This window comes from Kitasatospora sp. NPDC034533 (assembly GCF_055575155.1).
In genome coordinates, this window is sequence record NZ_JBVITE010000065.1 from 17158 (window position 1) to 42251 (window position 25094).

Here is a 25094-nt window from a genome sequence, read left to right on the forward strand (position 1 = left end):
GTGACGGGGCCGGCGGAGCCCACCGTGGAGGCCTTGCGGCAGCGGTTGGCGGACTTCGCGGCGGCCCGGCGGTGGGAGCCCTTCCACACGCCCAAGAACCTGGCGGCGGCGCTGAGCGTGGAGGCGGGGGAACTGCTGGAGATCTTCCAGTGGCTGACGCCCGAGCAGGCGGCCGCGGTGATGTCGGAGCCGGAACGGGCGCACCGGGTGCGCGACGAGGTCGCGGACGTGCTGGCGTACCTGTTGCAGTTCTGCACGGCGGTGGGGGTGGATCCGCTGGAGGCCCTGGCGGCCAAGATCGAGCGCAACGAGCTCCGCTTCCCGGTGCCGGCGGATGCGGCGGGGGCCGCTGAGAATGCGGTTGCTGAGAAGGCGGTCGGTGCCACTGAAAGTGTGCCTGGCGTCAACTCGGACGTGGGCGACCAACCCTTGTGAGGGACGGAAGTTATCCACACCCCCTGAGTTGTCCACAGGTTCTGACAACGTGGATGCGCTCTCGCGCTCTTCCTCACACGCTCTTCCCGTGACCAGCCGTCACCGCCCGGCCGCCCTCCCGGTGGCGGGGCGGTGACGGCGACAGCGAGCGAGAGGAGCGGTGGCCATGGAGGCGCTGCGACTGATCAAGACCGCCCGGCACGCCCTGGCCGAGGCCAGGCACGTACCGGACGTACTGGCCGAGGCGCGGCAGGCCGCGCTGCTCACCGAGGCGGTGGGCGCCAGGCTGGCGGAGTCGGAGGACGAGGAGATCACCGGTCTCGGGCAGCAGCTGTCCGAGGCGGGGGCGCACGCGGCGGTCTGCCTGGACCGCTCCGTCGTCCGGGCCGCCCTGGTGAGCGGCGGCCGGGCGGCGCGGCTCACCGACCTCGGGGCCTTGGCGCCGGCCCTGGGGGCGCTGGACGGGCTGCTCCAGGAGGTCGGAGAGACGCTGGTGGTGCTGGCCTGCGGAGCGGACACCGAGAGCCTCTACTGGACGTGCATCGACGGTGTGGACGCGGTCTCGGAGTGCAAGGACCTGACGGGGCGGCTGCGCGCGGCGGCGGTCCGGGCCGAGGAGGAGGAGACGGTGGCGCTCGGCGGGGCGGCACCGGAGCGGGCGGGGAGCGGGGCGGCGCCCTTACTGGTGGTCCGGCTCGGCCCACCGGGCGAAACCGGTCCATCCGTCGGCACTGCCCAGCCCTCCTGCGGCGCTCCGCCGGGCGGCAGCGGCCCGCCCGACGGGGGCGGGCCCGCCGAGGCGGAGCGGACTGGGGGCTACCGGGTGCCGGGTTCCTCCAGGGCATCGGAGGCGTCGGGGGCCCCGGCGGGGTCGGACGTGCCGGACGTGCCGGACGCGTCGGAGGTGTCGGTGCCGGTCGGGTAGGCGGCGGAGCCGGCGTCCCGGGGGCTGGTGCCCTGGAGCTCGGCCAGGTCCGCGGAGACGGAGGCGAGCAGTTCCTGCATCTGCTCCAGCAGGCTCTTGGGAGTGGCGGGTCCGGCCGAGGTGCCGTCGGCCGAGCCCGTCGGGCTGCTCGGGAACTGCGGCGTGGCAGATGGTTCGGACATGACGGAACCTCTTCGGATCGCTGGTGCGGTGTGGAGCGGCCCGCGGTGGCTCGGCCCGCACGGCGGGAGGCGGCAGTTGCCCGCCACCGGGGCACCCACCCCCGCCGTAGCACCCAACGAACCGTCCCGGAGGCCGTCACCCGGACACCACTCGATGCGGTCCAACTCCGCGTCGCGGTAAGCCTCCCGGGTGAGCCGGGGTTGCCGTCACGGGGCCGCCTCGGCTAGGCCCCGTCCGGCCGCGAAGCTCCGCGCCGGCGGGAGCGCGGTGAGCCCGGGGTCGCGGCCGAGGCGTGGTCGAACACGCCCGAAGAGGAACGGAGGAAGGAACAAGGGGGCAAACCCACCCCTCGCCACTCTCAACGTATAGCGCATGGGGGGTCTTGCGGCAAGGCCCCCGTGGTGGCGCACAATCGCAGGCCTCAGATCGGAGCTGATGCCATGAACCGCCAGACCACCAGCGCTTTCGACCTTCCCGACCGCCTCGCCGCCAAGGCGAATCCGGCACTGATCGGCGAGGACGAACGACACTTCGAGGCCATCGCGGAGAGTCTGGAGCAGTCGATCGCCGAACTGTCGGACCGCCTCGACGCGCTGCGCCGCGCGCCGGGCGGCCTCGGCCGGGAGGCGATGGACCGGGACATCGAGGTGCACAAGCTGACCGGTCGGCTACGCGCCCTGCGGCGCTTCGGCCTGGACCTGTGCCTCGGGCGGGTCGTCCGCGCGGACGACCCGGAGCCGGTGTACATCGGGCGGCTCGGCCTCACCGACCGCGAGGGGCGCCGGCTGCTGGTCGACTGGCGCTCGCCCGCGGCCGAGCCGTTCTTCGCGGCCACCCACGCCGACCCGATGGGCCTGGCGAGCCGGCGCCGGTACCGCTGGACGCGGGGCCGGATCGCCGACTACTGGGACGAGGTGTTCACCGCCGAGGGCCTGGAGGGGCACGCCGCGCTGGACGACCAGTCCGCCTTCATCGCCAGTCTGGGCAGTGAGCGCTCGGCCCGGATGCGGGACGTGCTCGCCACCATCCAGGCCGACCAGGACGCCGTGATCCGGGCCGGCTCCCGGGGCGCCCTGGTGGTCGACGGCGGCCCGGGCACCGGGAAGACGGTCGTCGCGCTGCACCGCTCCGCGTACCTGCTCTACTCCGACCCCCGGCTCGGCGGTGTGCTGTTCGTCGGACCGCACCAGCCCTACCTGGCCTACGTCGCCGACGTCCTGCCCAGCCTCGGCGAGGAGGGGGTGCGCACCTGCACGGTGCGGGACCTCGTCGCCGAGGGGGCGCAGGCCGGGCCCGAGGCCGACCCGGAGGTGGCCCGGCTGAAGTCCTCGGCCGAGCTGGTGAAGGCGGTCGAGAAGGCCGTCCGGTTCTACGAGGAGCCGCCCACCGAGGGCATGGAGGTCACCACCCACTGGGCCGACCTCTGGCTGAGCGCCGAGGACTGGTCCGACGCGTTCGACGCACCGGACCCGGGCACCCCGCACAACGAGGCCCGCGAGCAGATCTGGGAGGAGCTGGCCACGATCCTGATGGACAAGCTGGACGACACCGAAGGGGTCTCGCCCGAGCTGTTCCGCCGGTCGCTGCGGCAGGACCGCGAGCTGGTCGGGACGCTCAACCGGGCCTGGCCGCTGCTCGATCCGGCCGAACTGGTCGGCGACCTCTGGTCGGTGCCCGCCTACCTGCGGATGTGCGCCCCCTGGCTCGAACCGGAGGAGGTCCGCAAGCTCCAGCGCAAGGCCGCGCCCCAGGCCTGGACGGTGTCCGACCTGCCGTTCCTGGACGCCGCCCGGCAGCGGCTCGGCGATCCGGAGGCGGACCGGCGCCGCCACCGGCGGGAGGCCGCGGTCGCCGCCGAGCGCGCCCGCATGGCCGACGTCATCGGCGACCTGCTCCAGGCCGACGACGACGGCGAAGGGGCGGTGACGATGCTGCGCGGGCGCGACCTCCAGGACACCCTGGTCGACGAGGCGGTCCTGCCCGCCGCCGATCCGGAGCCGCTCGCCGGGCCGTTCGCGCACATCGTGGTGGACGAGGCCCAGGAGCTGACGGACGCGGAGTGGCAGATGCTGCTGCTGCGCTGCCCGTCCCGGAGCTTCACCATCGTCGGGGACCGGGCGCAGGCCAGGCACGGTTTCACCGAGACCTGGCAGGAGCGCCTGGAGCGGATCGGGCTCGACCGGCACACGGTGGCCTCGCTGAGCATCAACTACCGGACACCGGAGGAGGTCATGGCCGAGGCCGAGCCGGCGATCCGGGCCGCGCTGCCGGACGCCAACGTGCCGACCTCGGTGCGCAGCAGCGGCATCCCGGTCGCGTACGGGACGGTGGCGGAGCTGGACGCCGTCGTGGACGGCTGGCTCGCCGAGCACGCCGAGGGGACGGCCTGCGTGATCGGCGCCCCCGGATTCGAGGCGCGCCCGCGGGTCCGGTCGCTGACCCCTGAGCTGTCCAAGGGCCTTGAGTTCGACCTGGTCGTCCTGGTGGACCCGGAGGCGTTCGGAGGGGGCATCGAGGGCGCCGTCGACCGCTACGTCGCGATGACCAGGGCGACCCAGCGGCTGGTGATCCTCAGGAGCTCCTGAGGAAGGCACGGCGGAGGGAGCAGCGGAGGGAGCAACGGAGAAAACGGCGGAGGAAGCACGGCGTACGGAAGGAGGGAGCGAAAGACGGAGAACGGCCCGGGACGCCCCGGGACGCCCCGGGACGCCCCGAGACGGCCCGAGTGGTCCGCAACCGCCCCCGGGCTGCCCCGGACGGCGAGCGGGGCCCGGCGCCATCCGGCACCGGACCCCGACGGCCAAGGTCCGCAGGTCAGTTGTGGGCGTGCAGGTCGGCGTTCAGACCGCCCCAGGAGCCGGAGCGGGCGATGACCTCGACCGCGCCGCTCTGCGAGTTGCGGCGGAACAGCAGGTTGTCCTGGCCGGTCAGCTCGACGGCCTTCGCCACCGTGCCGTCCGGGGTGGTGACCCGGGTACCGGCGGTGACGTACAGGCCGGCCTCGACCACGCAGTCGCTGCCGAGCGAGATGCCGATGCCCGCGTTGGCACCGAGCAGGCAGCGCTCGCCGACCGAGACGACCTGCTTGCCGCCGCCGGACAGGGTGCCCATGATCGAGGCGCCGCCGCCGATGTCGCTGTGGTCGCCGACGACGACGCCCGCGCTGATCCGGCCCTCGACCATGGAGGTGCCCAGCGTGCCGGCGTTGAAGTTGACGAAGCCCTCGTGCATCACGGTGGTGCCGGAGGCCAGGTGCGCGCCGAGCCGGACACGGTCGGCGTGGGCGATGCGCACGCCGGTCGGGGCGACGTAGTCGGTCATCCGCGGGAACTTGTCGATCCCGTACACGGCCAGCTGGCCGCCCTGGGCGCGCACGGCCAGGCGGGCCTGCTCGACCTTGTCCACCGGGACGGGGCCGATGCTGGTCCACGCGACGTTGGCCAGCAGCCCGAAGATGCCGTCCAGGTTCTGGCCGTGCGGCTTGACCAGGCGGTGGCTGAGCAGGTGCAGGCGCAGGTACACGTCGTGGGTGTCGAGCGGCTTCTCGTCCAGCGAGGCGATGGTGGTGCGCACGGCGACCACCTCGACGCCGCGGCGGGCGTCGACGCGCAGCGCCTCGGCCGCGCCGGCCCCGAGCTCGGCCTCGGCCTGCTCGGCGGTCAGCCGGACGGTGCCGGCCGGGCCGGGCTCGGCGGCCAGCGCGGGGGCGGGGAACCAGGTGTCGAGGACGGTGCCGTCGGCGGCGATGGTGGCCAGACCGGCGGCCACGGCGCCGGTCGCCGGGGAGGTGGATTCGAGCGAGGTGGATTCAGCAGTCACACCGTGCACGTTAACCAATGCGGGGCCCCGGTGCCGAACACGCCCACCGGACGGACACGGTCGCCGGACCCGCTGGTCGGCGCCCCGCGAGGGGCGAAAACCCGGTGCCCGGCGCCCCGGCGCTGGGCAATACTTCGGCGGGTGTTCATGTCGATCTCCACCACCGGCAGCGCCGAGAACCCGGCCACGGATCTCGGGTTCCTGCTGCACAAGCACCCCGGCAAGGTCCAGCGGTTCACCACGTCGCACGGCGAGGCCCACGTCTTCTACCCGGAGGCGGGGGACGAGCTCTGCACGGCGGCGCTGCTGCTGGACATCGACCCGATCGCACTGGTCCGCAAGGGCCGCGGCGACGGCAGGGGGCGCGGCGGCTCGCCCGACTTCGCGCTCGCCCAGTACGTCAACGACCGCCCGTACGCCGCGTCCTCGCTGCTCGCGGTGGCGCTGCGCACGGTGTTCCGGTCCGCGATGAAGGGCGCCTGCCCGGCCCGCCCCGAACTGCCCGGCCGGGCCCGCCCGCTGCGGATCGAGCTGCCCGCCGTGCCCGCCAACGGCGCGGGCGAGGGCGGCGGCCCGGCGCTGGTGGTCCGGCTGTTCGAACCGCTGGGCTGGCAGGTGGAGGCGACGGCGGTCCCGTTGGACGAGTCGTTCCCCGAGTGGGGCGAGTCCCGGTACGTGCGGGTCGCGCTCTCCTCCGAGGCGGTACGGCTCGCCGAGGCGCTCCAGCAGCTGTACGTGCTGCTGCCGGTGCTGGACGGGGCCAAGCACTACTGGGTCGCCCCGGACGAGGTGGACAAGCTGCTCGCCGCCGGTCAGGGCTGGCTGGCCGCCCACCCGGAGCGCGCCCTGATCGCCCGTCGCTACCTGTCCCGGCGCTGGTCGCTGACCCGGGCCGCGATGGAGCGGCTGGAGCTGGCCCGGCTGGCGGAGGCGGACGACCGCGAGGTCGAGGAGATCGACAACGCGGTCGACGACCGGCCGGAGGAGGAGACCCCGGCGCCGTGGGAACAGGCGCAGGAACAGGCGAAGGAACAGGAACCGCCGCGGGAACGGGAGCCCCGGCAGCCCTCGCTCGCCGAGCGGCGCCGCACCGCGATCCTCGCCGCGCTGCACGAGACCGGCGCCGCCCGCGTCGCCGATCTCGGGTGCGGCCAGGGCGAGTTGATCGGCGAACTGCTCAAGGACGCCCGGTTCACCGGGATCCTCGGGGTGGACGTCTCCACCAGGGCGCTGCGCGCGGCGAGCCGTAAGCTGGGTCTGGAACGGCTGTCGGAGCGTCAGGCGGCCCGGGTGTCGCTGGCCCAGGGAGCGCTCACCTACACCGACGCCCGGCTGAAGGGCTTCGACGCGGCGGTGCTGTGCGAGGTGATCGAGCATCTGGACCCGCCCCGGCTGCCCGCGCTGGAGTACGCGGTGTTCGGCGCCGCCCGGCCGAGGGCGGTCGTGGTCACCACGCCGAACGCCGAGTACAACGTCCGCTGGGAGAACCTGCCGGCGGGCAGCGTCCGGCACGCCGACCACCGCTTCGAGTGGTCCCGGGCCGAGTTCCGCGCCTGGGCCGAGAAGGTCGCCGCCGCGTACGGCTACGCCGTCGAGCTGCGCCCGGTCGGCCCGCAGGACGAGGAGGTCGGCGCACCGACCCAGCTGGCCCTGTTCACCACCCCGACGCCGAGTACCGCCCCGCCACCGAGCGCGACCCCCGGCCCCGCCCCGTCGACCCCGTCGACCCCGCCGACCCCGACCATCCCGACCATCCCGACCATCCCGTCCACGACGCCCGCTACGCCCGGTACGCCCACGACGCCCGAAGGAGGCGAGCCCCGATGACCGACGACACGACCGACAGCCCTGACGAGAGCCAGGAGCAGGAGCAGGCGCGGAGCACCACCGCCCGCCGACTTCCCGTCACCGATGTCTCCCTCGTCGTCCTGATCGGCACCAGCGGCGCGGGCAAGTCCACCTTCGCCCGCCGCCACTTCCTGCCCACCCAGGTCGTCTCCTCGGACTTCTGCCGCGGCCTGGTCGCCGACGACGAGAACGACCAGTCGGCCTCCGCCGACGCCTTCGACGTCCTGCACCACATCGTCGGCAAGCGGCTGGCGGCCGGCCGGCTGACCGTCGTGGACGCCACCAACGTCCAGCCCGAGAGCCGCCGGCAGCTGGTCGCGATCGCCCGTGAGCACGACGTGCTGCCGATCGCGATCGTCCTGGACCTCCCGCCGGGGGTGTGCGCCGAACGCAACCGCTCCCGCCCGGACCGGCAGCTGCCGGCCCACGTCGTCCCGCGCCAGCACCGCGAGCTGCGCCGCTCGCTGCGCGGCCTGGAACGCGAGGGCTTCCGCAAGGTGCACGTGCTGCGCGGCGAGGCCGAGATCGCGACCGCGGAGATCGAGCTGGAGAAGCGCTACAACGACCTGCGCCACCTCACCGGCCCGTTCGACATCGTCGGTGACGTCCACGGCTGCCGCTCCGAGCTGGAGACCCTGCTGACCCGGCTCGGCTACACCCTCACCCGGGATGCCGAGGGCCGCCCGGCGGACGCCGCCCACCCCGAGGGCCGCACCGCCGTCTTCGTCGGTGACCTGGTCGACCGCGGCCCCGACACCCCGGGCGTGCTGCGCCTGGTGATGGGCATGGTGGCGGCCGGCCACGCGCTCTGCGTGCCGGGAAACCACGAGAACAAGCTCGGCCGGGCGATGGACGGCAGGAAGGTCACCGTCGCCTACGGCCTCCAGGAGTCGCTGGACCAGCTGGCCGGGGAGAGCGAGGAGTTCCGCGCCGAGGTCCGCGCCTTCATGCGCGGGCTGGTCAGCCACTACCTGCTGGACGGCGGCGCCCTGGTGGTCTGCCACGCGGGCCTGCCGGAGAAGTACCACGGCCGCAACTCCGGCCGGGTCCGCTCGCACGCGCTGTACGGGGAGACCACCGGCGAGACCGACGAGTACGGCCTGCCGGTGCGCTACCCCTGGGCGGAGGAGTACCGGGGCCGGGCGCTGGTGGTCTACGGCCACACCCCGGTGCCGGTCGCGAGCTTCGTCAACAACACCATCTGCCTGGACACCGGCTGCGTCTTCGGCGGCAGTCTGACGGCGCTGCGCTACCCGGAGCGCGAGCTGGTGAGCGTCGAGGCCGAGCGCGAGTGGTACGCCCCGGTGCGCCCGTTGGTCACCGACGCTCCGGGCGCCCGGGAGGGCCGTCCGCTGGACCTGGCCGACGTGGCCGGGCGCCGGATCGTGGAGACCGGGCTGCACGGGCGGGTCGCCGTCCGGGAGGAGAACGCCGCGGCGGCGCTGGAGGTGATGAGCCGCTTCGCGCTGGACCCGCGGCTGCTCGCCTACCTGCCGCCGACCATGGCGCCGAGCGCCACCTCCCGCCGGGACGGCTACCTGGAGCACCCGGAGGAGGCCTTCCTCGGCTACCGCGCGGACGGCGTGCGGCACCTGGTCTGCGAGGAGAAGCACATGGGCTCGCGCGCGGTGCTGCTGGTCGCCCGGAACGGGGCCGCGCTGGAGCGCCGCTTCGGGGTGGCCGGGCCCGGCGCGATCTGGACCCGGACCGGCCGCGCCTTCCTCACCGACGAGGAACTGACCGGTGCCGTGCTCGACCGGGTCCGGGAGGCCGCCGAGCGCGCCGGACTGTTCGAGGAGCTGGCCTCCGACTGGCTGCTGCTGGACGCCGAGCTGATGCCCTGGTCGCTGAAGGCGGTGGAACTGCTGCGCCGCCAGTACGCGGCGGTCGGCGCTGCGGCGGGCGCCGCCCTGCCGGAGGTGTTGTCCGCCCTGGAGCGGGCGGCCGGGCGCGGCCTGGACCTGGCCCACCTGACCGCCCGCCAGCGCCGGCGCGCGGCCGACGCCCGGGCGTTCACCGAGGCGTACCGGCGCTACTGCTGGCCGACCGAGGGGCTGTCGGGCATCCGGCTCGCGCCGTTCCAGCTGCTGGCCGCCGAGGGGGCCAATCTCGCGGTGCGTCCGCACGACGAGCACCTGGCCTGGATCGACCGCCTGGTGGACGCCGACACGACCGACGGCACCACCGACGACAAGACCGACGGCACCACCGACGGCACCGCCGAAAGCACCACCGACGGCACGGCCGCCGGCCGGGCCGAGCGCAAGGAGCCGGTGCTGCACCGCACCCGCCGGGTCCTGGTGGACACCGAGGACGAAGCCTCGATGGCCGCCGCCACCGAGTGGTGGGAGGAGCTGACCGGCGCGGGCGGCGAGGGCATGGTGGTCAAGCCGCTGGCCTCGCTGGTGCGCACGGCACGCGGCGAGGGCCGCCCGGGCGGCCTGGTGCAGCCCGGAGTGAAGGTGCGCGGCCGGGAGTACCTGCGGATCATCTACGGCCCCGACTACACCGAGCACCTCGACCGGCTGCGCCTGCGCGCGCTGGGCCACAAGCGCTCGCTGGCGCTGCGCGAGTACGCGCTGGGCATGGAGGCGCTGGACCGGCTGGCGGCGGGCGAGCCGCTGTGGCGGGTGCACGAGCCGGTCTTCGCGGTGCTCGCGCTGGAGTCGGAGCCGGTCGACCCGCGCCTGTAGGGGCGGCACCGGACGGCCGCGAAGGAGGGGAGCCTGACCCGGGCTCCCCTCACCCGCCCCGCCGCTGCATAGAAATTCTGGGGATCGTATACACTTGCCCTTTCTCTCGGTCCATCACCCCAGGAGCCCGGCATGGCCTTCAACCTCCGGAACAGACACTTCCTCAAGGAGCTCGACTTCACCCCCCAGGAGTTCCGCTTCCTGGTGGACCTCGCCGCCGGGCTCAAGGCAGCGAAGTACGCGGGCACCGAGCAGCCCCGGCTGCGCGGCAAGAACATCGCGCTGATCTTCGAGAAGACCTCCACCCGCACCCGCTGCGCCTTCGAGATCGCCGCCCACGACCAGGGGGCCAGCACCACCTACCTGGACCCGGCGGCCTCGCAGATCGGCCACAAGGAGTCCATCAAGGACACCGCCCGGGTGCTCGGCCGGATGTTCGACGGCATCGAGTACCGCGGCCACGGCCAGGAGATCGTCGAGGAGCTCGCCGAGTACTCCGGCGTGCCGGTGTGGAACGGCCTGACCGACGAGTGGCACCCCACCCAGATGCTGGCCGACGTGCTCACCATCACCGAGCACACCGCCAAGCCGCTCCCCGAGGTCGCCCTCGCCTACCTCGGCGACGCCCGCTCCAACATGGGCAACTCGCTGCTGGTCACCGGCGCCCTGCTCGGCATGGACATCCGGATCGTCGCCCCCCGTGAGCTGTGGCCGACCGAGGACGTGCGCAAGTCCGCCCAGGCTCTGGCCGAGACGACCGGCGCCCGGATCACCCTGACCGAGGACGTGGCCGAGGGCGTGGCCGGCGCCGACTTCCTCTACACCGACGTCTGGGTCTCGATGGGGGAGCCCAAGGAGGTCTGGGCCGAGCGGATCGAGCTGCTCAAGCCCTACCAGGTCTCGATGGACACCGTCCGGGCCACCGGCAACCCGGCCGTCAAGTTCCTGCACTGCCTGCCCGCGTTCCACGACCTGGGCACGGTGGTCGGGCGGCAGATGTACGAGGCGACCGGCATGTCCGAGCTGGAGTGCACCGACGAGCTGTTCGAGTCCGCGCACTCCATCGTGTTCGACCAGGCCGAGAACCGGCTGCACACCATCAAGGCGGTCCTGGTCGCCACCCTCGGCTCCTGACCGCCCCGACCGGTCCGGCTGGGCTCACCGGCCCGACCGGCTTGACCGGCCCACTCGGCCCGGAGGACTCCCCGGCCCGCCCCGGAGGAGCGCCCGGCCTCAGCCGTCCAGCTTGACGCAGGCCACCCGGTCGCCCGCCGCGTGCGAGCCCGTCTCCTGCGAGCCCGCCGCGTGCGAGCCCGTCTCCTGTGAGCCCGCCGTGTGCGAGCCCGTCTCGTACGGGCCCGCCGCGTGCGGGCCGGCCGGGGTGCCCGCGTGCAGCACCAGCGAGCGCGCCTCACCCGGCCGCGGCTGCCAGCCCACCGCGGTGGTCGCGGTGCCCGCGCCCTGCCCGTCGGTGCGCAGCACCAGCCGCAGCTCGTTGCGCTCGTTGGCGTACGCCGGGTCGGTGGAGGGCTGCACCGGGTCGACCCGGTCCTGGTAGTGGGGCCCGGAGGAGGCCGGGTCGGCCCCGCAGTCACGGGTGTGCAGGTGCACCGGGAACTCGTGGTCGGGGGCGAGCCCGGAGACCGTCAGGGTGAGCACCGTCCGCCCGGGCACCGAGCGGTCGGTGACGACCCGGGCGTGCGAGCCGTACGGCACCAGGTCGCTCGCGTAGCTGATGGCGGCCGGCGGGACGAAGGCGGTGGCCGGGTCGAAGTCGGCCTCGACCACGGAGACCGGCGAGGCGGCGGGGGCGAGCAGGGCCAGCGGCAGCAGGGCGGCGGCGAGCGGAGCGGGCATTGGGCGGGCCTTCCACGGGCGGGGCGACGGTCCCCCTGCTAACGCGGCGGGAGCTCCGAGGACACCGCCGGCCCGCCCGGGCGGAGGGCGCGCCGGGTGTCACGGGCTCGGTCCGCGTCGCGCCCGCGAGGAGCGGTGAGGGCCCCGCGGGCGGATCCCGCCCCTCTCGCCGACCGGCGGTTCCGGTGGTGAGCTGGTGATGGTGCCGCTGACGGCAGCCCGGGTCGTGGTGGGCGCGGTCCGGTCGGGAGGCCGGAGCGCGAGCGGTGCGGCCCGGAGAGGATGTGAGTCAGGCCATGCACTATGGTTTATCTCGACATCGAGATAACTGCCCCTTACGCTATATCTCGACATCAAGATACTTGCCGAGAGGCGCTCACCGGCGATGCGGGAAAGGTAAGCCTAAGTAAGGCTGACCTTACCACCGCGTGGCGGCCGGATACCGCACGAAGCACCCAGAAGGAGTCAGTCGTGTCCGCGAACAGCTTCGACGCCCGCAGCTCGCTGCAGGTGGGCGACGAGTCGTACGAGATCTTCAAGCTCTCCGCCGTCGAGGGTTCCGAGCGGCTGCCGTACAGCCTCAAGGTGCTGCTGGAGAACCTGCTCCGCACGGAGGACGGCGCGAACATCACCGCCGACCACATCCGCGCCCTCGGCAACTGGGACGAGAACGCCCAGCCGAGCCAGGAGATCCAGTTCACCCCGGCCCGCGTGATCATGCAGGACTTCACCGGCGTGCCGTGCGTGGTCGACCTCGCCACCATGCGCGAGGCCGTCAAGGAGCTGGGCGGCGACCCGGCGAAGATCAACCCGCTGGCCCCGGCCGAGCTGGTCATCGACCACTCGGTCATCGCCGACAAGTTCGGCACCAAGGACGCGTTCACCCAGAACGTCGAGATCGAGTACGGCCGCAACAAGGAGCGCTACCAGTTCCTGCGCTGGGGCCAGACCGCGTTCGACGAGTTCAAGGTCGTCCCGCCGGGCACCGGCATCGTCCACCAGGTCAACATCGAGCACCTGGCCCGCACCGTCATGGTCCGCGGCGGCCAGGCCTACCCGGACACCTGCGTCGGTACCGACTCGCACACCACCATGGTCAACGGCCTGGGCGTGCTGGGCTGGGGCGTCGGCGGCATCGAGGCCGAGGCCGCGATGCTGGGCCAGCCGGTCTCCATGCTGATCCCGCGCGTGGTCGGCTTCAAGCTGACCGGCGAGCTGCCGGCCGGCACCACCGCCACCGACCTGGTGCTCACCATCACCGAGATGCTGCGCAAGCACGGCGTGGTCGGCAAGTTCGTCGAGTTCTACGGCGACGGCATCGGCTCCATCCCGCTGGCCAACCGTGCCACCATCGGCAACATGTCGCCGGAGTTCGGCTCGACCTGCGCGATCTTCCCGATCGACGCCGAGACGATCAACTACCTGAAGCTCACCGGCCGTGACGAGAAGCAGCTCGCCCTGGTCGAGGCGTACGCCAAGGAGCAGGGTCTCTGGCACGACCCGGAGCACGAGCCGGTCTACTCCGAGTACCTGGAGCTGGACGTCTCCACCGTCGTCCCGTCGATCTCCGGCCCGAAGCGCCCGCAGGACCGCGTGGTCCTGGCCGAGGCCGCCGAGAAGTTCGCCGAGGCGCTGCCGACCTACTCCGCCGAGGCGTCCAAGCCGACCGCCGTCACCGCCCCCGACGGCTCGTCCTACGAGATCGACAACGGCGCGGTCGTGATCGCCTCGATCACCTCCTGCACCAACACCTCCAACCCCTCCGTCATGCTGGGCGCCGCCCTGCTGGCGAAGAAGGCCGTGGAGAAGGGCCTGCGCGTCAAGCCCTGGGTCAAGACCACCCTGGCGCCCGGCTCCAAGGTCGTCATGGACTACTACGAGAAGGCCGGCCTGCTCCCGTACATGGAGAAGCTGGGCTTCAACCTGGTCGGCTACGGCTGCGTCACCTGCATCGGCAACTCGGGCCCGCTGCCCGAGGAGGTCTCGGCCGCCGTCAACGAGTCCGACCTGGCGGTCGTCTCGGTGCTCTCCGGCAACCGCAACTTCGAGGGCCGGATCAACCCCGACGTCAAGATGAACTACCTGGCCTCCCCGCCGCTGGTGGTCGCCTACGCCCTCGCCGGCAACATGAACGTCGACATCACCAAGGACGCCCTGGGCCAGGACGCCGACGGCAACGACGTCTTCCTCGCCGACATCTGGCCGTCCGAGCAGGAGGTCGCCGACGTCGTCGCCGGCTCCATCGACGAGGCTATGTTCGACAAGGGCTACCAGGACGTCTTCGCCGGCGACCACCGCTGGCAGTCGCTCCCGGTCCCGACCGGCAACACCTTCGAGTGGGACGCCGAGTCCACCTACGTCCGCAAGCCCCCGTACTTCGAGGGCATGGCCAAGACCCCGAGCCCGGTGACCGACATCGCCGGCGCCCGCGTCCTGGCCAAGCTGGGCGACTCGGTCACCACCGACCACATCTCCCCGGCCGGCAACATCAAGCCGGGCACCCCGGCGGCGCAGTACCTGACCGCCAACGGTGTCGAGAAGCGCGACTTCAACTCCTACGGTTCCCGTCGCGGCAACCACGAGGTGATGATCCGCGGCACCTTCGCCAACATCCGCCTGCGCAACCAGATCGCGCCGGGCACCGAGGGCGGCTACACCCGCGACTTCACCCAGGCCGACGCGCCGGTGTCGTTCATCTACGACGCCTCGCAGAACTACCAGGCCGCCGGCATCCCGCTGGTCGTCCTGGCCGGCAAGGAGTACGGCTCCGGCTCGTCCCGCGACTGGGCCGCCAAGGGCACCGCGCTGCTGGGCGTCAAGGCCGTCATCGCCGAGTCCTACGAGCGCATCCACCGCTCGAACCTGATCGGCATGGGCGTCCTGCCGCTCCAGTTCCCGGAGGGCGAGAACGCCGACTCCCTCGGCCTGACCGGCGAGGAGACCTTCTCCATCACCGGCGTGACCGAGCTCAACGAGGGCCGCACCCCGAAGACCGTCAAGGTCAAGGCGGGCGACAAGGAGTTCGACGCGGTCGTCCGCATCGACACCCCCGGTGAGGCGGACTACTACCGCAACGGCGGCATCCTGCAGTACGTGCTGCGCTCGCTGATCGGCTGAACCGAGGCACGGGCCTAGAGGGGCCGGACCGCACCACGCGGTCCGGCCCCTTTTGCATGCTGCGCCGGTTGCCGCCACCCCCTTGTGCGGTGAACGGTGGATGGACTAAACCTCTGTGCCATCTGGTCCAGACCATTTGACGACGCTTCAGAGAACAGGTCCGGTATGCCCACTCGCGCCTCAGCCCTGCTCGCAGCCGCCACCGCCGCCGCGCTGCTCGCCGCTCCCGCCACCGCCCACGCCGACAACGGAGGGCACGGCCCGAAGCTGAAGGGCCAGCGGGTCGGCTACTTCACCCAGTGGGGGGCCCAGAGCTCCGCCAAGCGGGTCCAGGACTCCGGCCAGGCGGGCAAGCTCACCGTCATCAACTACGCCTTCGGCAACGTCTCCGCCGAGGGCACCTGCTTCGAGAGCAACGAGCCCGGCCAGGGCGACGCCTACGACGACTACCAGCGCTCCTTCTCCGCCGCCCAGTCGGTGGACGGCGTGGCCGACGCCCCGGGGCAGCAGCTGAAGGGCCACTTCAACCAGCTGCGCAAGCTCAAGGCGAAGAACCCCCAGCTTCGCACGGTCATCTCGCTGGGCGGCTGGTCCTGGTCGAAGTACTTCTCCGACGCCGCCGCCACCGACGCGTCCCGCAAGAAGTTCGTCTCCTCCTGCATCGACCTCTACCTCAAGGGCGACGTGCCGGTCCTGCCCGGCTCCTCGGAGGGCGGCAAGGGCGCGGCCGCGGGCGTCTTCGACGGCATCGACATCGACTGGGAGTACCCGGGCGGCGGCGGGGACGACGGCAACGTGGTCCGCCCCGAGGACGGGCGCAACTTCACCCTGCTGATGGAGGAGTTCCGCACCCAGCTGGACGCGCTGAGCGGCAAGAAGGGCAAGCACTACCTGCTGACCGCCGCCGTCGCCGCCAACGAGACCGTCGCCGACCGGCTCGAACTGCCGCAGCTGAGCGAGTCGGTGGACTGGCTGAACGTCATGACCTACGACCTGCACGGCCCGTGGGAGGGCAAGGGCCCGGCCAACCACCAGGCCCCCCTGTACTCCGACCCGACCGACCCGGACCCGCGCCGGCGCAGCACCGACTCGTCCGTCAACCACTACCAGGACCGCGGCATGCCCTCCGAGCAGCTCGTCGTGGGCGCCCCGCTGTACGGCCACGGCTGGACGGGCGTCGCCCCCGGCAAGCGCGGCGGCCTCTACCAGAGCGCCACCGCGGCGGCGCCCGACCACTCGTACCAGGAGATCAACAAGCTGCCGGGCAAGGTGTACCTGGACCGCGACCACGGCGCGTCCTGGAAGTACGACGGCACCACCTTCTACAGCTACGACACCGCCGAGGTCCTCACCGAGAAGGCGCGGTACACGCGCTGGAACGACCTCGCCGGGGTGATGGTCTGGTCGCTGGACGGCGACGACGACCAGGGCAGCGCGCTCGCCGCGCTGGACCGCGGCCTGACCCGCGGCTGACCGGCCCCTCCCCGGGGCCCGAGCCCTCCTCGCGCCCGGGCCCGCCGCGGCCGCACCCGCGGCGGGCCCGCTTACGTCGGCCGTTGCCGGCGGCCGTCCTGCCGCCGGGACCGGCCCACCGCCGAGGAGCAGTGATGTTCGACCTCATCGTCATCGTCAGGGTCACCGAGCCGGACGGCGTCCCGGCGGTCGCCGGCGCGCCGGCCCGGATGCGGCCGCTGTGCCTCGCCGAGGACGGCTGCGTCAGCTGGGAGGCGTACCACTCGCAGGCCGACCCCGCCCGCTTCGTCCTGGTGGAGCGCTGGGCGAGCCGGGAGGCCTGGGAGGCGCACGACGACGGCGACGCGGTCCGGAAGGTGTACGTCCCGGAGGTCCTGCCGCGGGTCGAGCGCGAGGCACACCCCAGCGCTCCGGTCCCCGCGCCGCAGCTCTGAGTCGAGAACCCGCAGGCGCCCGGCGCTCGCCGCAGTGCCCACGGTCCGTCAGGCCCCGCCCGCTCCCCGGCTTCCAGGAGCGGGCGGGGCCCACGGCCGTTTCGGCGTACGGGCCGTCAGGCGCGGTCGCAGGCCTGCGCCCGCAGCGCGCGGGCCAGGTCGTCCCGGCGCTCCAGCACCAGGCGGCGCAGCGCCGGCGCCGCCTCGGGGTGCCCCGCCAGCCAGGCGTCGGCCTCGGCCAGCGTCTGCTCGTCGGTCTGCGCGATCGGGAAGAAGCCGCCGACGATCCGCATCGCGATCTCGATGGTCCGCTCGGCCCAGACCCGCTCCAGCAGCTTGAAGTACGGCGCCGCGTAGAGGGCCGTCAGGTCGCGCTGGGCGGGGATCGAGAAGCCCGCGGTGTTGGCCTCGACCAGGGCGCTCGGCAGTTCGTCCGAGTCGATCACCGCCGACCAGGCGGCGGCCTTGGCCTCCGCGGTGGGCCGGGCGGCCAGGCACTGGGTGTGGTGCCGCTTGCCGCTCGCGGTGTTGTCGGCGGCCAGCTCGGCGGCCAGCTCCTCGTCGGTGGCCTGGCCGGCCGCGGCCAGGGCCAGCCACAGCGACCAGCGCAGCTCCTGGTCCACCTCCAGGCCGTCGATCCGGGCGCTGCCGGACAGCAGGCCGCGGACCAGGCCGAGGTGCTCGGCGCCGCCCGCCGTCTGGGCGAGGAAGCGGGCCCAGGCCAGCTGGTGGTCACTGCCGGGGACGGCCGCGCGCAGCTCGCGCAGGGCGCCGTCGGCCAGCAGCCGGCCGCCCTCGGCCCGCCACGCCGGGTCGGCGTACAGGTCGACGGCGGTCTTGGCCTGGGCGTGCAGCGACTGGAGCACGCCGATGTTGCCCTCCTGGCCGGCGAACCGCAGCACCAGGGCGACGTAGTCGCGGGCAGGCATCAGGCCGTCCCGGGTGAGGTTCCAGACCGCGGACCAGGCCAGCGCCCGGGCCAGGCCGATGGGCCGATCGGTCGCCTGCTGCCCGGTGCCGGTCAGGGAGGGATCGTCGTGGATGTCGCCGAGGCCGGTGCGCAGCGTCTCCAGCGACTCCTCGTCGAAGCGGATCTTGCAGTACGTCAGGTCGTCGTCGTTGAGCAGCACCAGCGCCGGGCGGGGCAGGCCGACGGCCTCGTCGACCACGGTCCGCGCCCCGGTGACGTCCAGCTCGATCCGCCCGGTGCGCACCAGGGCGCCGTTCGCGTCCCGGTCGTACAGGCCGACGGCGATCCGGTGCGGGCGGGCGACCTCGCCGTCCTGGAGCACGGCCAGCTCGGTGATCCGGCCCTCGGCGTCGGTGGTGACCTGCGGGGTGAGCGCGTTGACCCCGGAGGTCTGGAGCCAGGCGGCGGCCCAGGCCTTGAGGTCGCGGCCGCTGGTCTCCTCCAGCACCTCCAGCAGGTCGCCCAGCTCGGTGTTGCCGAAGGCGTGGCGCTTGAAGTAGCGGCGGGCGCCCTCGAAGAACGCCTCCGAACCGACGTATGCCACCAGCTGCTTGAGGACGGAGGCGCCCTTGGCGTAGGTGATGCCGTCGAAGTTGAGCTTGGCGTCCTCCAGGTCCCGGATGTCCGCGGTGATCGGGTGGGTGGTGGGGAACTGGTCCTGCCGGTAGGCCCAGGCCTTGCGCTGGTTGGCGAAGGTGACCCAGGCCGAGGAGTAGCGGGTGCGGGCGCCGATCAGGCCGTAGGAGCCCATGAAGTCGGCGAAGGACTCCTTCAGCCACAGGTCGTCCCACCAGCGCATGGTGACCAGGTCGCCGAACCACATGTGCGCCATCTCGTGCAGGATGACGTTGGCCCGGCCCTCGTACGCGGCGTCGGTGACCTTCGAGTGGAAGACGAACTCCTCGCGGAAGGTGACGCAGCCCGGGTTCTCCATCGCGCCGATGTTGTACTCGGGGACGAAGGCCTGGTCGTACTTGCCGAAGGGATACGGGTAGTCGAACCGCTCGTGGAAGAAGTCCAGTCCGAGCTTGGTGACGCCGAGGATCTCGTCCGCGTCGAAGTGCGGGGCCAGCGACTTGCGGCACATCGCGGAGAGCGGGATCTCCAGCGCGGTGCCGTCGGCCAGTTCGCGGCGGTAGTGGTCGCGGGCGACGTGGTACGGGCCGGCGACGACGGCGGTGAGGTAGGTGGAGATCGGCTTGGTCGGCGCGAACTCCCAGGTGCGGGCGTCCCCTTCGGCGGTGACGTTCTCGTGCGGTGCGTTGGACCACACGTCCCAGGCGGCCGGGGCGGTCACCGTGAAGGTGAACGGGGCCTTCAGGTCGGGCTGTTCGAAGTTCGCGAACACCCGGCGGGCGTCGGCCGGCTCGTAGTGGGTGTACAGGTAGGTCTCGCCGTCCACCGGGTCGACGAAGCGGTGCAGGCCCTCGCCGGTGCGGCTGTAGGCGCAGTCCGCCTCGACGGTCAGCACGTTCTCGGCGGCCAGGCCGTCGACGTGCACCCGGGCGCCGTCGTAGGCGGTGGCCGGGTCGAGGGCGCGGCCGTTGAGGGTGACGGAGCGGACGGCCGGGGCGAGCAGGTCCAGGAAGGTGTCCGCGCCGGGCTGGGAGCAGCGGAAGGCGACGGTGGTGGTGGAGCGGAAGGTCCCGGCCGCCTGGTCGGGGGCCGAGGTCACGTCCAGCCGGACCCGGTAGCCGTCCACGGCCAGAATGCTGGCCCGCTGCTGCGCCTCGTCGCGGCTGAGGTTCTTGCCCGGCACGGCGGTACTCCTTTGTCCGGCTCGCACGGTGGTGCGCCTGGTGGGTGGTGCGGTCTCGGCGCGGGTGTGTGGTCCGCGCGCGGGGTCATCCTTTCACGGCCCGCTCCGCCAGTACCATTGCACAGAACCGCCCGCCCGCGCCGGAATCAGCCGCGCGGGGCGGGTGTTGGCGCTCTCGGGGGCGGAACACCTCCCTGCCTCGGACCACCTCACGAAGGACGACTCCCAGTGACGACTGCCGCTGAGCGCAAGACCGCCGACTTCTGGTTCGACCCGGCCTGCCCCTGGGCGTGGATGACGTCCCGCTGGCTGATCGAGGTCCAGCAGCTGCGTCCGGTCGACGTGAACTGGCACGTGATGAGCCTGTCGGTGCTCAACGAGCACCGGGACCTCCCGGAGAACTACCGGGAGCTGCTGGACAACGCCTGGGGCGCGGTGCGGGTCTGCGTCGCCGCCGCCCAGCAGCACGGGCCGCAGGTGCTGGGCCGGCTCTACACCGAGCTGGGCCTGCGCTTCCACAACCAGGGCCTGCCGCAGAACCGGGAGACCATCGAGGCCGCGCTGGTGGCCGCGGGCCTGCCCGCCGAGCTGGCCGACGCGGCGGACACGGACGCCTACGACGAGGCCCTGCGCGCCTCGCACAAGGAGGGCATCACCCTGGTCGGCGAGGACGTCGGCACCCCGGTGATCGCGGTCGAGGGTGCGGACGGCGAGCGGGTCGCCTTCTTCGGCCCGGTGGTCACCCCCGCCCCGAAGGGCGAGGCTGCGGCCCGGCTGTGGGACGGCACCCTGCTGGTGGCCTCCACCCCGGGCTTCTACGAGATCAAGCGCACCCGTACGGACGGCCCGTCCTTCGAGTGAGGGTGGGCCGGGGGTAGCCGCCCCCGGAAACGCGGCGAGGGCCCGGTACCGATCGGTACCGGGCCCTCGCCGTGCGGACGGAGGGTCAGTGCGGGCGCCGCTCGGCCGGGGCGGCGGCGTCCCGGCGCTGCTTGAGCAGTCCGACGACGCTGAGGACCGCGACGAGCACGCCGGCCGCGTACAGCTGGTCGCGGTTGCCCGCGGTGGTGGTCATCAGGGCGAGGATGCCGACCACGCCGGCCAGCGCGACCCAGGTCAGGTACGGGAAGCCCCACATCCTGACGGTGAGCAGCTCGGGCGCCTCGCGCTCCAGCCGGCGGCGCATCCGCAGCTGGGACACGCAGATGAACAGCCAGACCACCAGGATCGCCACGCCGGTGGTGTTCATCAGCCAGGTGAACACGGTGGCCGGCCAGAACTTGGAGGCCAGCACCGCGCCGAAGCCGAACAGGCAGGAGGCCAGCACGGCGCGGCGCGGCACCCCGCCGCTGACCTTGGCCAGCGCCTTGGGGCCCTGGCCGCGGCCGACCAGCGAGTACGCCATCCGGGAGGCGCCGTAGATGTTGGCGTTCATCGCGGACAGCAGCGCGATCAGCACCACCACCTGCATGATCACGCCGGCGGCGGGTATCCCGAGGTGGCTCAGCACGGTGACGTACGGGCCGTCGGCGACGACCTTCGGGTCCTTCCAGGACACGAGGGTGACCACCAGGGCCATCGAGCCGATGTAGAAGATCGCGATCCGCCACACCGCGGTGCGCACGGCGTTGGCGACGTTCTTCTTGGGGTCGTCGGACTCGGCGGCGGCGATGGTCACCGTCTCCATGCCGCCGTACGCGAAGACCGAGGCGAGCAGGCCGACGATCAGTCCGTCGACGCCCTTGGGCAGGAAGCCGCCCTGGCCGGTGAGGTTCTCGACGCCGGGGGCGCCGGGGCCGATCACACCGGCGATGCCGAGCCCGCCGAGGACCAGGAAGGCGACGATCGCGGTGATCTTGATCGCGGCGAACCAGAACTCGAACTCGCCGAAGTTCTTCACCGCGGTGAGGTTGCTGGAGCAGAAGAACGCCATGAACAGGCCGACCCAGATCCAGACGGAGACGCCCGGGATCCAGCCGTTGACGATCTTCCCGGCGGCGGTGGCCTCCGCGGCGACACCGCAGCACAGCATCACCCAGTACATCCAGCCGGCCGTGACCCCGGCCCAGGGGCCGATCTCCTTCTCGGCGTGCACCGAGAACGAGCCGGAGGCGGGGCGGGCGGCCGACATCTCACCGAGCATCCGCATGATCAGCATGACCAGGAGGCCGGAGAGCACGAACGCGAGGATGACCGCCGGGCCGGCGGCCGCGATGCCGGCGCCGGAGCCGACGAAGAGGCCGGCGCCGATCACGCCGCCGAGGGCGATCATCGACAGGTGGCGCTGCTTCAGGCCGTGGGCGAGTTGCTGTCCCGACGCCGGGCTCGCGGTCGGCTGGGGGCCGTGAGGCGTCCCGGTCGCCGGAGGAGCGGAAGTGGGGGGCATAAGGGGTGGATCCAGACTGCTGTGCGGTGAGCGGTACGAGCTGTCCAATATCCGGCGATATCGCTGTCCATGCCAAAGATGACCGACCAGGGCCCACCATGCGGACCTCCCCGGAGCCCATCGTGACCGCCTGATGGCTGGGCGTGATCAACGGTCGGTTCCGACAACCCCCGAGGCCGGGGGTTTGTCCGAAACCGACCCCGTTCGCCCGGGGGATCACCGCGTAGGTTCACAGGTGTTCACTCACCTGGACTCTTCTGGAGGAGACCCGATGGCCATTGCCACCACCCCGATACCGCGTCGCGCCGTCCTCGCCGACCTGCTGCCCGCCGCCTCCACCCGCCTCGGCGCCCAGGCCCGCGACCTGGCCCTGGTGGCCGGCGGCGCCGCCCTGACCGGCGTGGCCGCCCAGCTGTCGGTGAACGTCCCCGGCTCGCCGGTGCCGGTCACCGGCCAGACCTTCGCCGCCCTGCTGGTCGGCACCGCGCTCGGCGCCCGCCGCGGCGTCGCCTCGCTCGCGCTGTACCTGCTGGCCGGCATGGCGGGCCTGCCCTGGTTCACCGGGGGCGCCACCGGCTGGGCCTTCCCGACCTTCGGCTACGTGCTCGGCTTCGTCGTGGCCGCCGCCCTCACCGGCGCGCTGGCCCGCCGGGGCGCCGACCGCACCCCGGTCAACACCGCCGCCACCATGGTCCTCGGCAGCCTGGCCATCTACGCGGTCGGCGTCCCGTACCTCGCCCTGTCGCTGCACGTGCCGCTCGCCCGCGCCGCCGAGCTCGGCCTCTACCCGTACCTCGTCGGCGACGCCCTCAAGGCCGCCTTCGCCGCTGGCGCCCTGCCGCTGGCCTGGAAGCTGCTCGGCCGGCGCTGACCTGCGCCCGGCGGGCGCACCCGCCGCCGGCGCACCCGTTGTCGGGCCCGGGCGCACGCGCATGCCACACTCATGGGCATGCGCGTGTACCTGGGCTCCGACCATGCCGGATACGAACTGAAGAACCACCTCGTGGAGTGGCTCAAGGGGGCCGGCCACGAGCCGGTCGACTGCGGGCCGCACATCTACGACGCCGAGGACGACTACCCGCCGTTCTGCCTGCGCGCCGCCGAGCGCACCGCCGCCGACCCGGAGGCCCTGGGCATCGTGATCGGCGGCTCGGGCAACGGCGAGGCGATCGCCGCCAACAAGGTCAAGGGCGTCCGGGCCGCGCTGGCCTGGAGCGTGCAGACCGCCGAGCTCGGCCGCCAGCACAACAACGCCAACGTGATCTCCATCGGCGGCCGGATGCACACGGTCGAGGAGGCCACCGAGTTCGTCGAGGTCTTCCTCAAGACCCCGTACAGCGGCGAGCCCCGGCACACCCGCCGGATCGAGATGCTGAGCGAGTACGAGACCACCGGCGAGCTCCCGCCGATCCCGGCCCACCACCCGCAGGGCTGATCCCGCCACCCACACCCCCCGGCGGCCGGTCGCACGCTTCCGTGCGACCGGCCGCCGCCGTCCCCGGCGCCCCCGGGACGGCCTCCGCGGCCGCGCGACGCCTGTGGGATCGGCCACAGGACCCGGCGCACGGACACCCGCCGCACGCCGGGCACACGCACCACCCGCCGGGTTCGTGCGCCCAACCCCCACACGGCCCCTCGCGGCCCGCCCACCCCCGCCCCGATCGGCCGAAACCCACCGGGCACCCAGCGCTCCGGCGCCCGCACCCGCCCCCGGCCCGTCGACGCCGGGCGGTGCCCGTGGATAGGGTCGGACCCCATGGCTGGCAGAGCGCCGGGCACCAAGCCCCAGACGACTGCGACGAGGCCCGGCGCCGCCCCGGCGTCCGAGTCCGTGACGGCCCGGTTGCGCAAGAGGGTCCGCCGGGTCCGCCGAAGGCTGCGCACGGCCGGGGTGGACTACTTCCGCGGCGGCGCCGCCGACTGGCCGGTGCTCTGCGCGCTCGCCCTGCTCGTCCCGCTGCTGATCCTGCTCAACATCTGGATGCCCGACTGGGCCCCGCCCACCTCCCTGGTCCTGCCGATCCTGGCCGGCGCCCTGCTGCTGCGCCCCGGCAGCCTGGTGGTGCTCTACGCCCTGGCCGCGCTCGGCCTCTCCTCCGAGTCCGTGATCCACACCGGCCAGCGGGTCGCCAGCGACAACCCCGAGGCCTACCTCTACGGCGTGACCCCGGGCGCGGCCCTGGTGGTCGGCGCCGCCGGCGTGGGCGGCCTGCTGCTCGCCCAGTTCCGCGCCCGGGTCGGCGTGCCCTGGTGGGGCGGCTCCACCATGCTCTTCGACCTGCGCGAGCGGCTGCGGGTGCAGAGCCGGGTGCCCGAACTGCCGGACGGCTGGCACGCGGACATGGCGCTGCGCCCGGCCGGCGGCCAGTCCTTCTCCGGGGACTTCGTGGTCGCCGCCCGCACCGGCCCCGGCCAGCGGCTGCTGGAGGTGGTCCTCGCCGACGTCTCCGGCAAGGGCATGGACGCCGGCTCCCGGGCCCTGCTGCTCTCCGGCGCCTTCGGCGGCCTGGTCGGCTCGCTGCCCGCGCACGACTTCCTGCCCGCCGCCAACGGCTACCTGCTGCGCCAGTCCTGGGAGGAGGGCTTCGCCACCGCCGTCCACCTGGTGCTGGACCTGGACACCGGCGAGTACGAGCTGCTCTCCGCCGGGCACCTGCCGGGCATGCAGCGCCTGGCGGGGGAGGGGCGCTGGGAGGTCAAGCAGGCCGACGGCCCGCTGCTCGGGATCTACGACGGCGCCAAGTTCGAGGGCGTGCGCGGCCGGCTGAACCGGGGCGACGTCCTGATGCTCTGCACCGACGGCATGGTCGAGGCGCCGGGCCGGGACCTCGCGGAGGGCATGGACCGGCTGATGGGGGAGGCGGACCGGGTGGTCCCCGGCGGCGGTCCCGGCACCGGCGCGGGCGCCGCGGCCGCGCTCATCGAGACGGTCGCCCGGGACATCAACGACGACCGCGCCCTGCTGCTGCTCTGGCGCGACTGACGGCCGGTCGGACCGTCCTCCCGGCACATGCCACCGGCAGTGCCGCTGTCAAGCCTGGTAGCTGATCTTCAGCCAAATCGGACGCCCCGTCGATGGACCGGACCTGCGGCTTCCGTTACCCGCCCCCGGCCGTTTTCCGGCCGCTCAGCCCGGCCCCGCCGACGATTCGTCAGGACAACTCCGCTATCGTCCCGGTCGGCGGAAACTCGTCC

At 73.1% G+C, this 25094-nt stretch carries 17 protein-coding genes and 1 pseudogene; 13 read left to right on the plus strand and 5 right to left on the minus strand.

Annotated elements, in window-relative coordinates:
* Both ACZ55U_RS32045 and ACZ55U_RS32050 read left to right on the plus strand, forming a co-directional pair.
* A pseudogene (locus ACZ55U_RS32045) lies at window positions 1-327 on the plus strand (nucleotide pyrophosphohydrolase); the annotation flags it as partial.
* A 274-nt stretch (window positions 328-601) separates the two neighbouring features.
* Window positions 602-1360 (plus strand): DUF6099 family protein, encoded by a 759-nt coding sequence (locus ACZ55U_RS32050; protein ID WP_465531782.1) that lies wholly within the window; start codon window positions 602-604, stop codon window positions 1358-1360.
* On the opposite strand, the gene ACZ55U_RS32055 is transcribed toward ACZ55U_RS32050, so the two are convergent.
* Window positions 1252-1542: a hypothetical protein gene (locus ACZ55U_RS32055; RefSeq protein ID WP_465531784.1), complete on the minus strand. Its 291-nt coding sequence runs from the start codon at window positions 1540-1542 to the stop codon at window positions 1252-1254. The two genes, ACZ55U_RS32050 and ACZ55U_RS32055, sit on opposite strands and share 109 nt — an antisense overlap.
* A 441-nt stretch (window positions 1543-1983) precedes the next feature.
* Between ACZ55U_RS32055 and helR the strand changes: the two genes are divergently transcribed.
* Window positions 1984-4128 carry an RNA polymerase recycling motor ATPase HelR gene (helR, locus tag ACZ55U_RS32060; protein ID WP_465531786.1) on the plus strand — a complete coding sequence of 715 codons (2145 nt, stop codon included), beginning with the start codon at window positions 1984-1986 and terminating at the stop codon, window positions 4126-4128.
* A gap of 229 nt (window positions 4129-4357) precedes the next feature.
* On the opposite strand, the gene dapD is transcribed toward helR, so the two are convergent.
* On the minus strand, window positions 4358-5362 hold the full coding sequence (dapD, locus tag ACZ55U_RS32065; RefSeq protein ID WP_465531788.1) for a 2,3,4,5-tetrahydropyridine-2,6-dicarboxylate N-succinyltransferase: 1005 nt from the start codon (window positions 5360-5362) through the stop codon (window positions 4358-4360).
* Window positions 5363-5503: 141 nt separating this feature from the next.
* Here dapD and ACZ55U_RS32070 point away from each other — a divergent pair, with 141 nt between their 5' ends.
* From ACZ55U_RS32070 to argF, 3 genes are all read left to right on the plus strand, one after another.
* On the plus strand, window positions 5504-7189 hold the full coding sequence (locus ACZ55U_RS32070; RefSeq protein WP_465531790.1) for a 3' terminal RNA ribose 2'-O-methyltransferase Hen1: 1686 nt from the start codon (window positions 5504-5506) through the stop codon (window positions 7187-7189).
* A complete protein-coding gene (locus ACZ55U_RS32075; RefSeq protein ID WP_465531792.1) occupies window positions 7186-9903 on the plus strand; it encodes a polynucleotide kinase-phosphatase in 2718 nt (905 codons plus the stop codon). Before ACZ55U_RS32070 ends, ACZ55U_RS32075 begins: the two co-directional genes overlap by 4 nt.
* A 132-nt stretch (window positions 9904-10035) precedes the next feature.
* The gene (argF, locus tag ACZ55U_RS32080; protein ID WP_465531794.1) at window positions 10036-11037 is read left to right on the plus strand and encodes an ornithine carbamoyltransferase; all 1002 of its coding nucleotides are present in this window, start codon (window positions 10036-10038) and stop codon (window positions 11035-11037) included.
* A 99-nt stretch (window positions 11038-11136) separates the two neighbouring features.
* On the opposite strand, the gene ACZ55U_RS32085 is transcribed toward argF, so the two are convergent.
* The gene (locus ACZ55U_RS32085; protein ID WP_465531796.1) at window positions 11137-11760 is read right to left on the minus strand and encodes a superoxide dismutase family protein; all 624 of its coding nucleotides are present in this window, start codon (window positions 11758-11760) and stop codon (window positions 11137-11139) included.
* A 471-nt stretch (window positions 11761-12231) separates the two neighbouring features.
* On the opposite strand from ACZ55U_RS32085, the gene acnA reads away from it, so the two are divergent.
* From acnA to ACZ55U_RS32100, 3 genes are all read left to right on the plus strand, one after another.
* Complete coding sequence (gene acnA, locus ACZ55U_RS32090; RefSeq protein ID WP_465531798.1) at window positions 12232-14877, plus strand: aconitate hydratase AcnA; 2646 nt, start codon at window positions 12232-12234, stop codon at window positions 14875-14877.
* A 165-nt stretch (window positions 14878-15042) separates the two neighbouring features.
* A complete protein-coding gene (locus ACZ55U_RS32095; RefSeq protein ID WP_465531800.1) occupies window positions 15043-16350 on the plus strand; it encodes a glycoside hydrolase family 18 protein in 1308 nt (435 codons plus the stop codon).
* A gap of 134 nt (window positions 16351-16484) precedes the next feature.
* A complete protein-coding gene (locus tag ACZ55U_RS32100) occupies window positions 16485-16784 on the plus strand; it encodes a putative quinol monooxygenase (protein WP_465531802.1) in 300 nt (99 codons plus the stop codon).
* 116 nt (window positions 16785-16900) lie between these two features.
* Here ACZ55U_RS32100 and pepN read toward each other — a convergent pair whose 3' ends face one another.
* Window positions 16901-19513: an aminopeptidase N gene (gene pepN, locus ACZ55U_RS32105; protein ID WP_465531804.1), complete on the minus strand. Its 2613-nt coding sequence runs from the start codon at window positions 19511-19513 to the stop codon at window positions 16901-16903.
* A gap of 228 nt (window positions 19514-19741) precedes the next feature.
* Here pepN and ACZ55U_RS32110 point away from each other — a divergent pair, with 228 nt between their 5' ends.
* Window positions 19742-20374, plus strand: coding sequence for a mycothiol-dependent nitroreductase Rv2466c family protein (locus tag ACZ55U_RS32110; RefSeq protein WP_465531806.1), 633 nt, complete (start codon window positions 19742-19744; stop codon window positions 20372-20374).
* 85 nt (window positions 20375-20459) lie between these two features.
* Here ACZ55U_RS32110 and ACZ55U_RS32115 read toward each other — a convergent pair whose 3' ends face one another.
* Complete coding sequence (locus tag ACZ55U_RS32115; RefSeq protein WP_465531808.1) at window positions 20460-21899, minus strand: amino acid permease; 1440 nt, start codon at window positions 21897-21899, stop codon at window positions 20460-20462.
* 271 nt (window positions 21900-22170) lie between these two features.
* Between ACZ55U_RS32115 and ACZ55U_RS32120 the strand changes: the two genes are divergently transcribed.
* The 3 genes from ACZ55U_RS32120 (at window position 22171) to ACZ55U_RS32130 (ending at window position 24882) form a co-directional block, all read left to right on the plus strand.
* Entirely contained in the window at window positions 22171-22770 is a 600-nt protein-coding gene (locus tag ACZ55U_RS32120; RefSeq protein ID WP_465531810.1) for a biotin transporter BioY, read from the plus strand.
* 78 nt (window positions 22771-22848) lie between these two features.
* On the plus strand, window positions 22849-23334 hold the full coding sequence (locus ACZ55U_RS32125) for a ribose-5-phosphate isomerase (protein WP_465531812.1): 486 nt from the start codon (window positions 22849-22851) through the stop codon (window positions 23332-23334).
* Window positions 23335-23655: 321 nt separating this feature from the next.
* Window positions 23656-24882, plus strand: a complete 1227-nt coding sequence (locus tag ACZ55U_RS32130; RefSeq protein ID WP_465531814.1) for a PP2C family protein-serine/threonine phosphatase — start codon at window positions 23656-23658, stop codon at window positions 24880-24882.
* The last annotated feature ends 212 nt before the right edge of the window (window positions 24883-25094 follow it).

Coding starts and splice junctions, on each gene's coding strand:
- ACZ55U_RS32120 (WP_465531810.1), top strand. CDS start 22,171: ATGGCCATTGCCACCACCCCGATACCGCGTCGCGCCGTCCTCGCCGAC.
- ACZ55U_RS32095 (WP_465531800.1), top strand. CDS start 15,043: ATGCCCACTCGCGCCTCAGCCCTGCTCGCAGCCGCCACCGCCGCCGCG.
- ACZ55U_RS32055 (WP_465531784.1), bottom strand. CDS start 1,542: ATGTCCGAACCATCTGCCACGCCGCAGTTCCCGAGCAGCCCGACGGGC.
- ACZ55U_RS32130 (WP_465531814.1), top strand. CDS start 23,656: ATGGCTGGCAGAGCGCCGGGCACCAAGCCCCAGACGACTGCGACGAGG.
- ACZ55U_RS32075 (WP_465531792.1), top strand. CDS start 7,186: ATGACCGACGACACGACCGACAGCCCTGACGAGAGCCAGGAGCAGGAG.
- ACZ55U_RS32125 (WP_465531812.1), top strand. CDS start 22,849: ATGCGCGTGTACCTGGGCTCCGACCATGCCGGATACGAACTGAAGAAC.
- ACZ55U_RS32100 (WP_465531802.1), top strand. CDS start 16,485: ATGTTCGACCTCATCGTCATCGTCAGGGTCACCGAGCCGGACGGCGTC.
- ACZ55U_RS32115 (WP_465531808.1), bottom strand. CDS start 21,899: ATGCCCCCCACTTCCGCTCCTCCGGCGACCGGGACGCCTCACGGCCCC.
- ACZ55U_RS32050 (WP_465531782.1), top strand. CDS start 602: ATGGAGGCGCTGCGACTGATCAAGACCGCCCGGCACGCCCTGGCCGAG.
- helR (WP_465531786.1), top strand. CDS start 1,984: ATGAACCGCCAGACCACCAGCGCTTTCGACCTTCCCGACCGCCTCGCC.
- ACZ55U_RS32085 (WP_465531796.1), bottom strand. CDS start 11,760: ATGCCCGCTCCGCTCGCCGCCGCCCTGCTGCCGCTGGCCCTGCTCGCC.
- argF (WP_465531794.1), top strand. CDS start 10,036: ATGGCCTTCAACCTCCGGAACAGACACTTCCTCAAGGAGCTCGACTTC.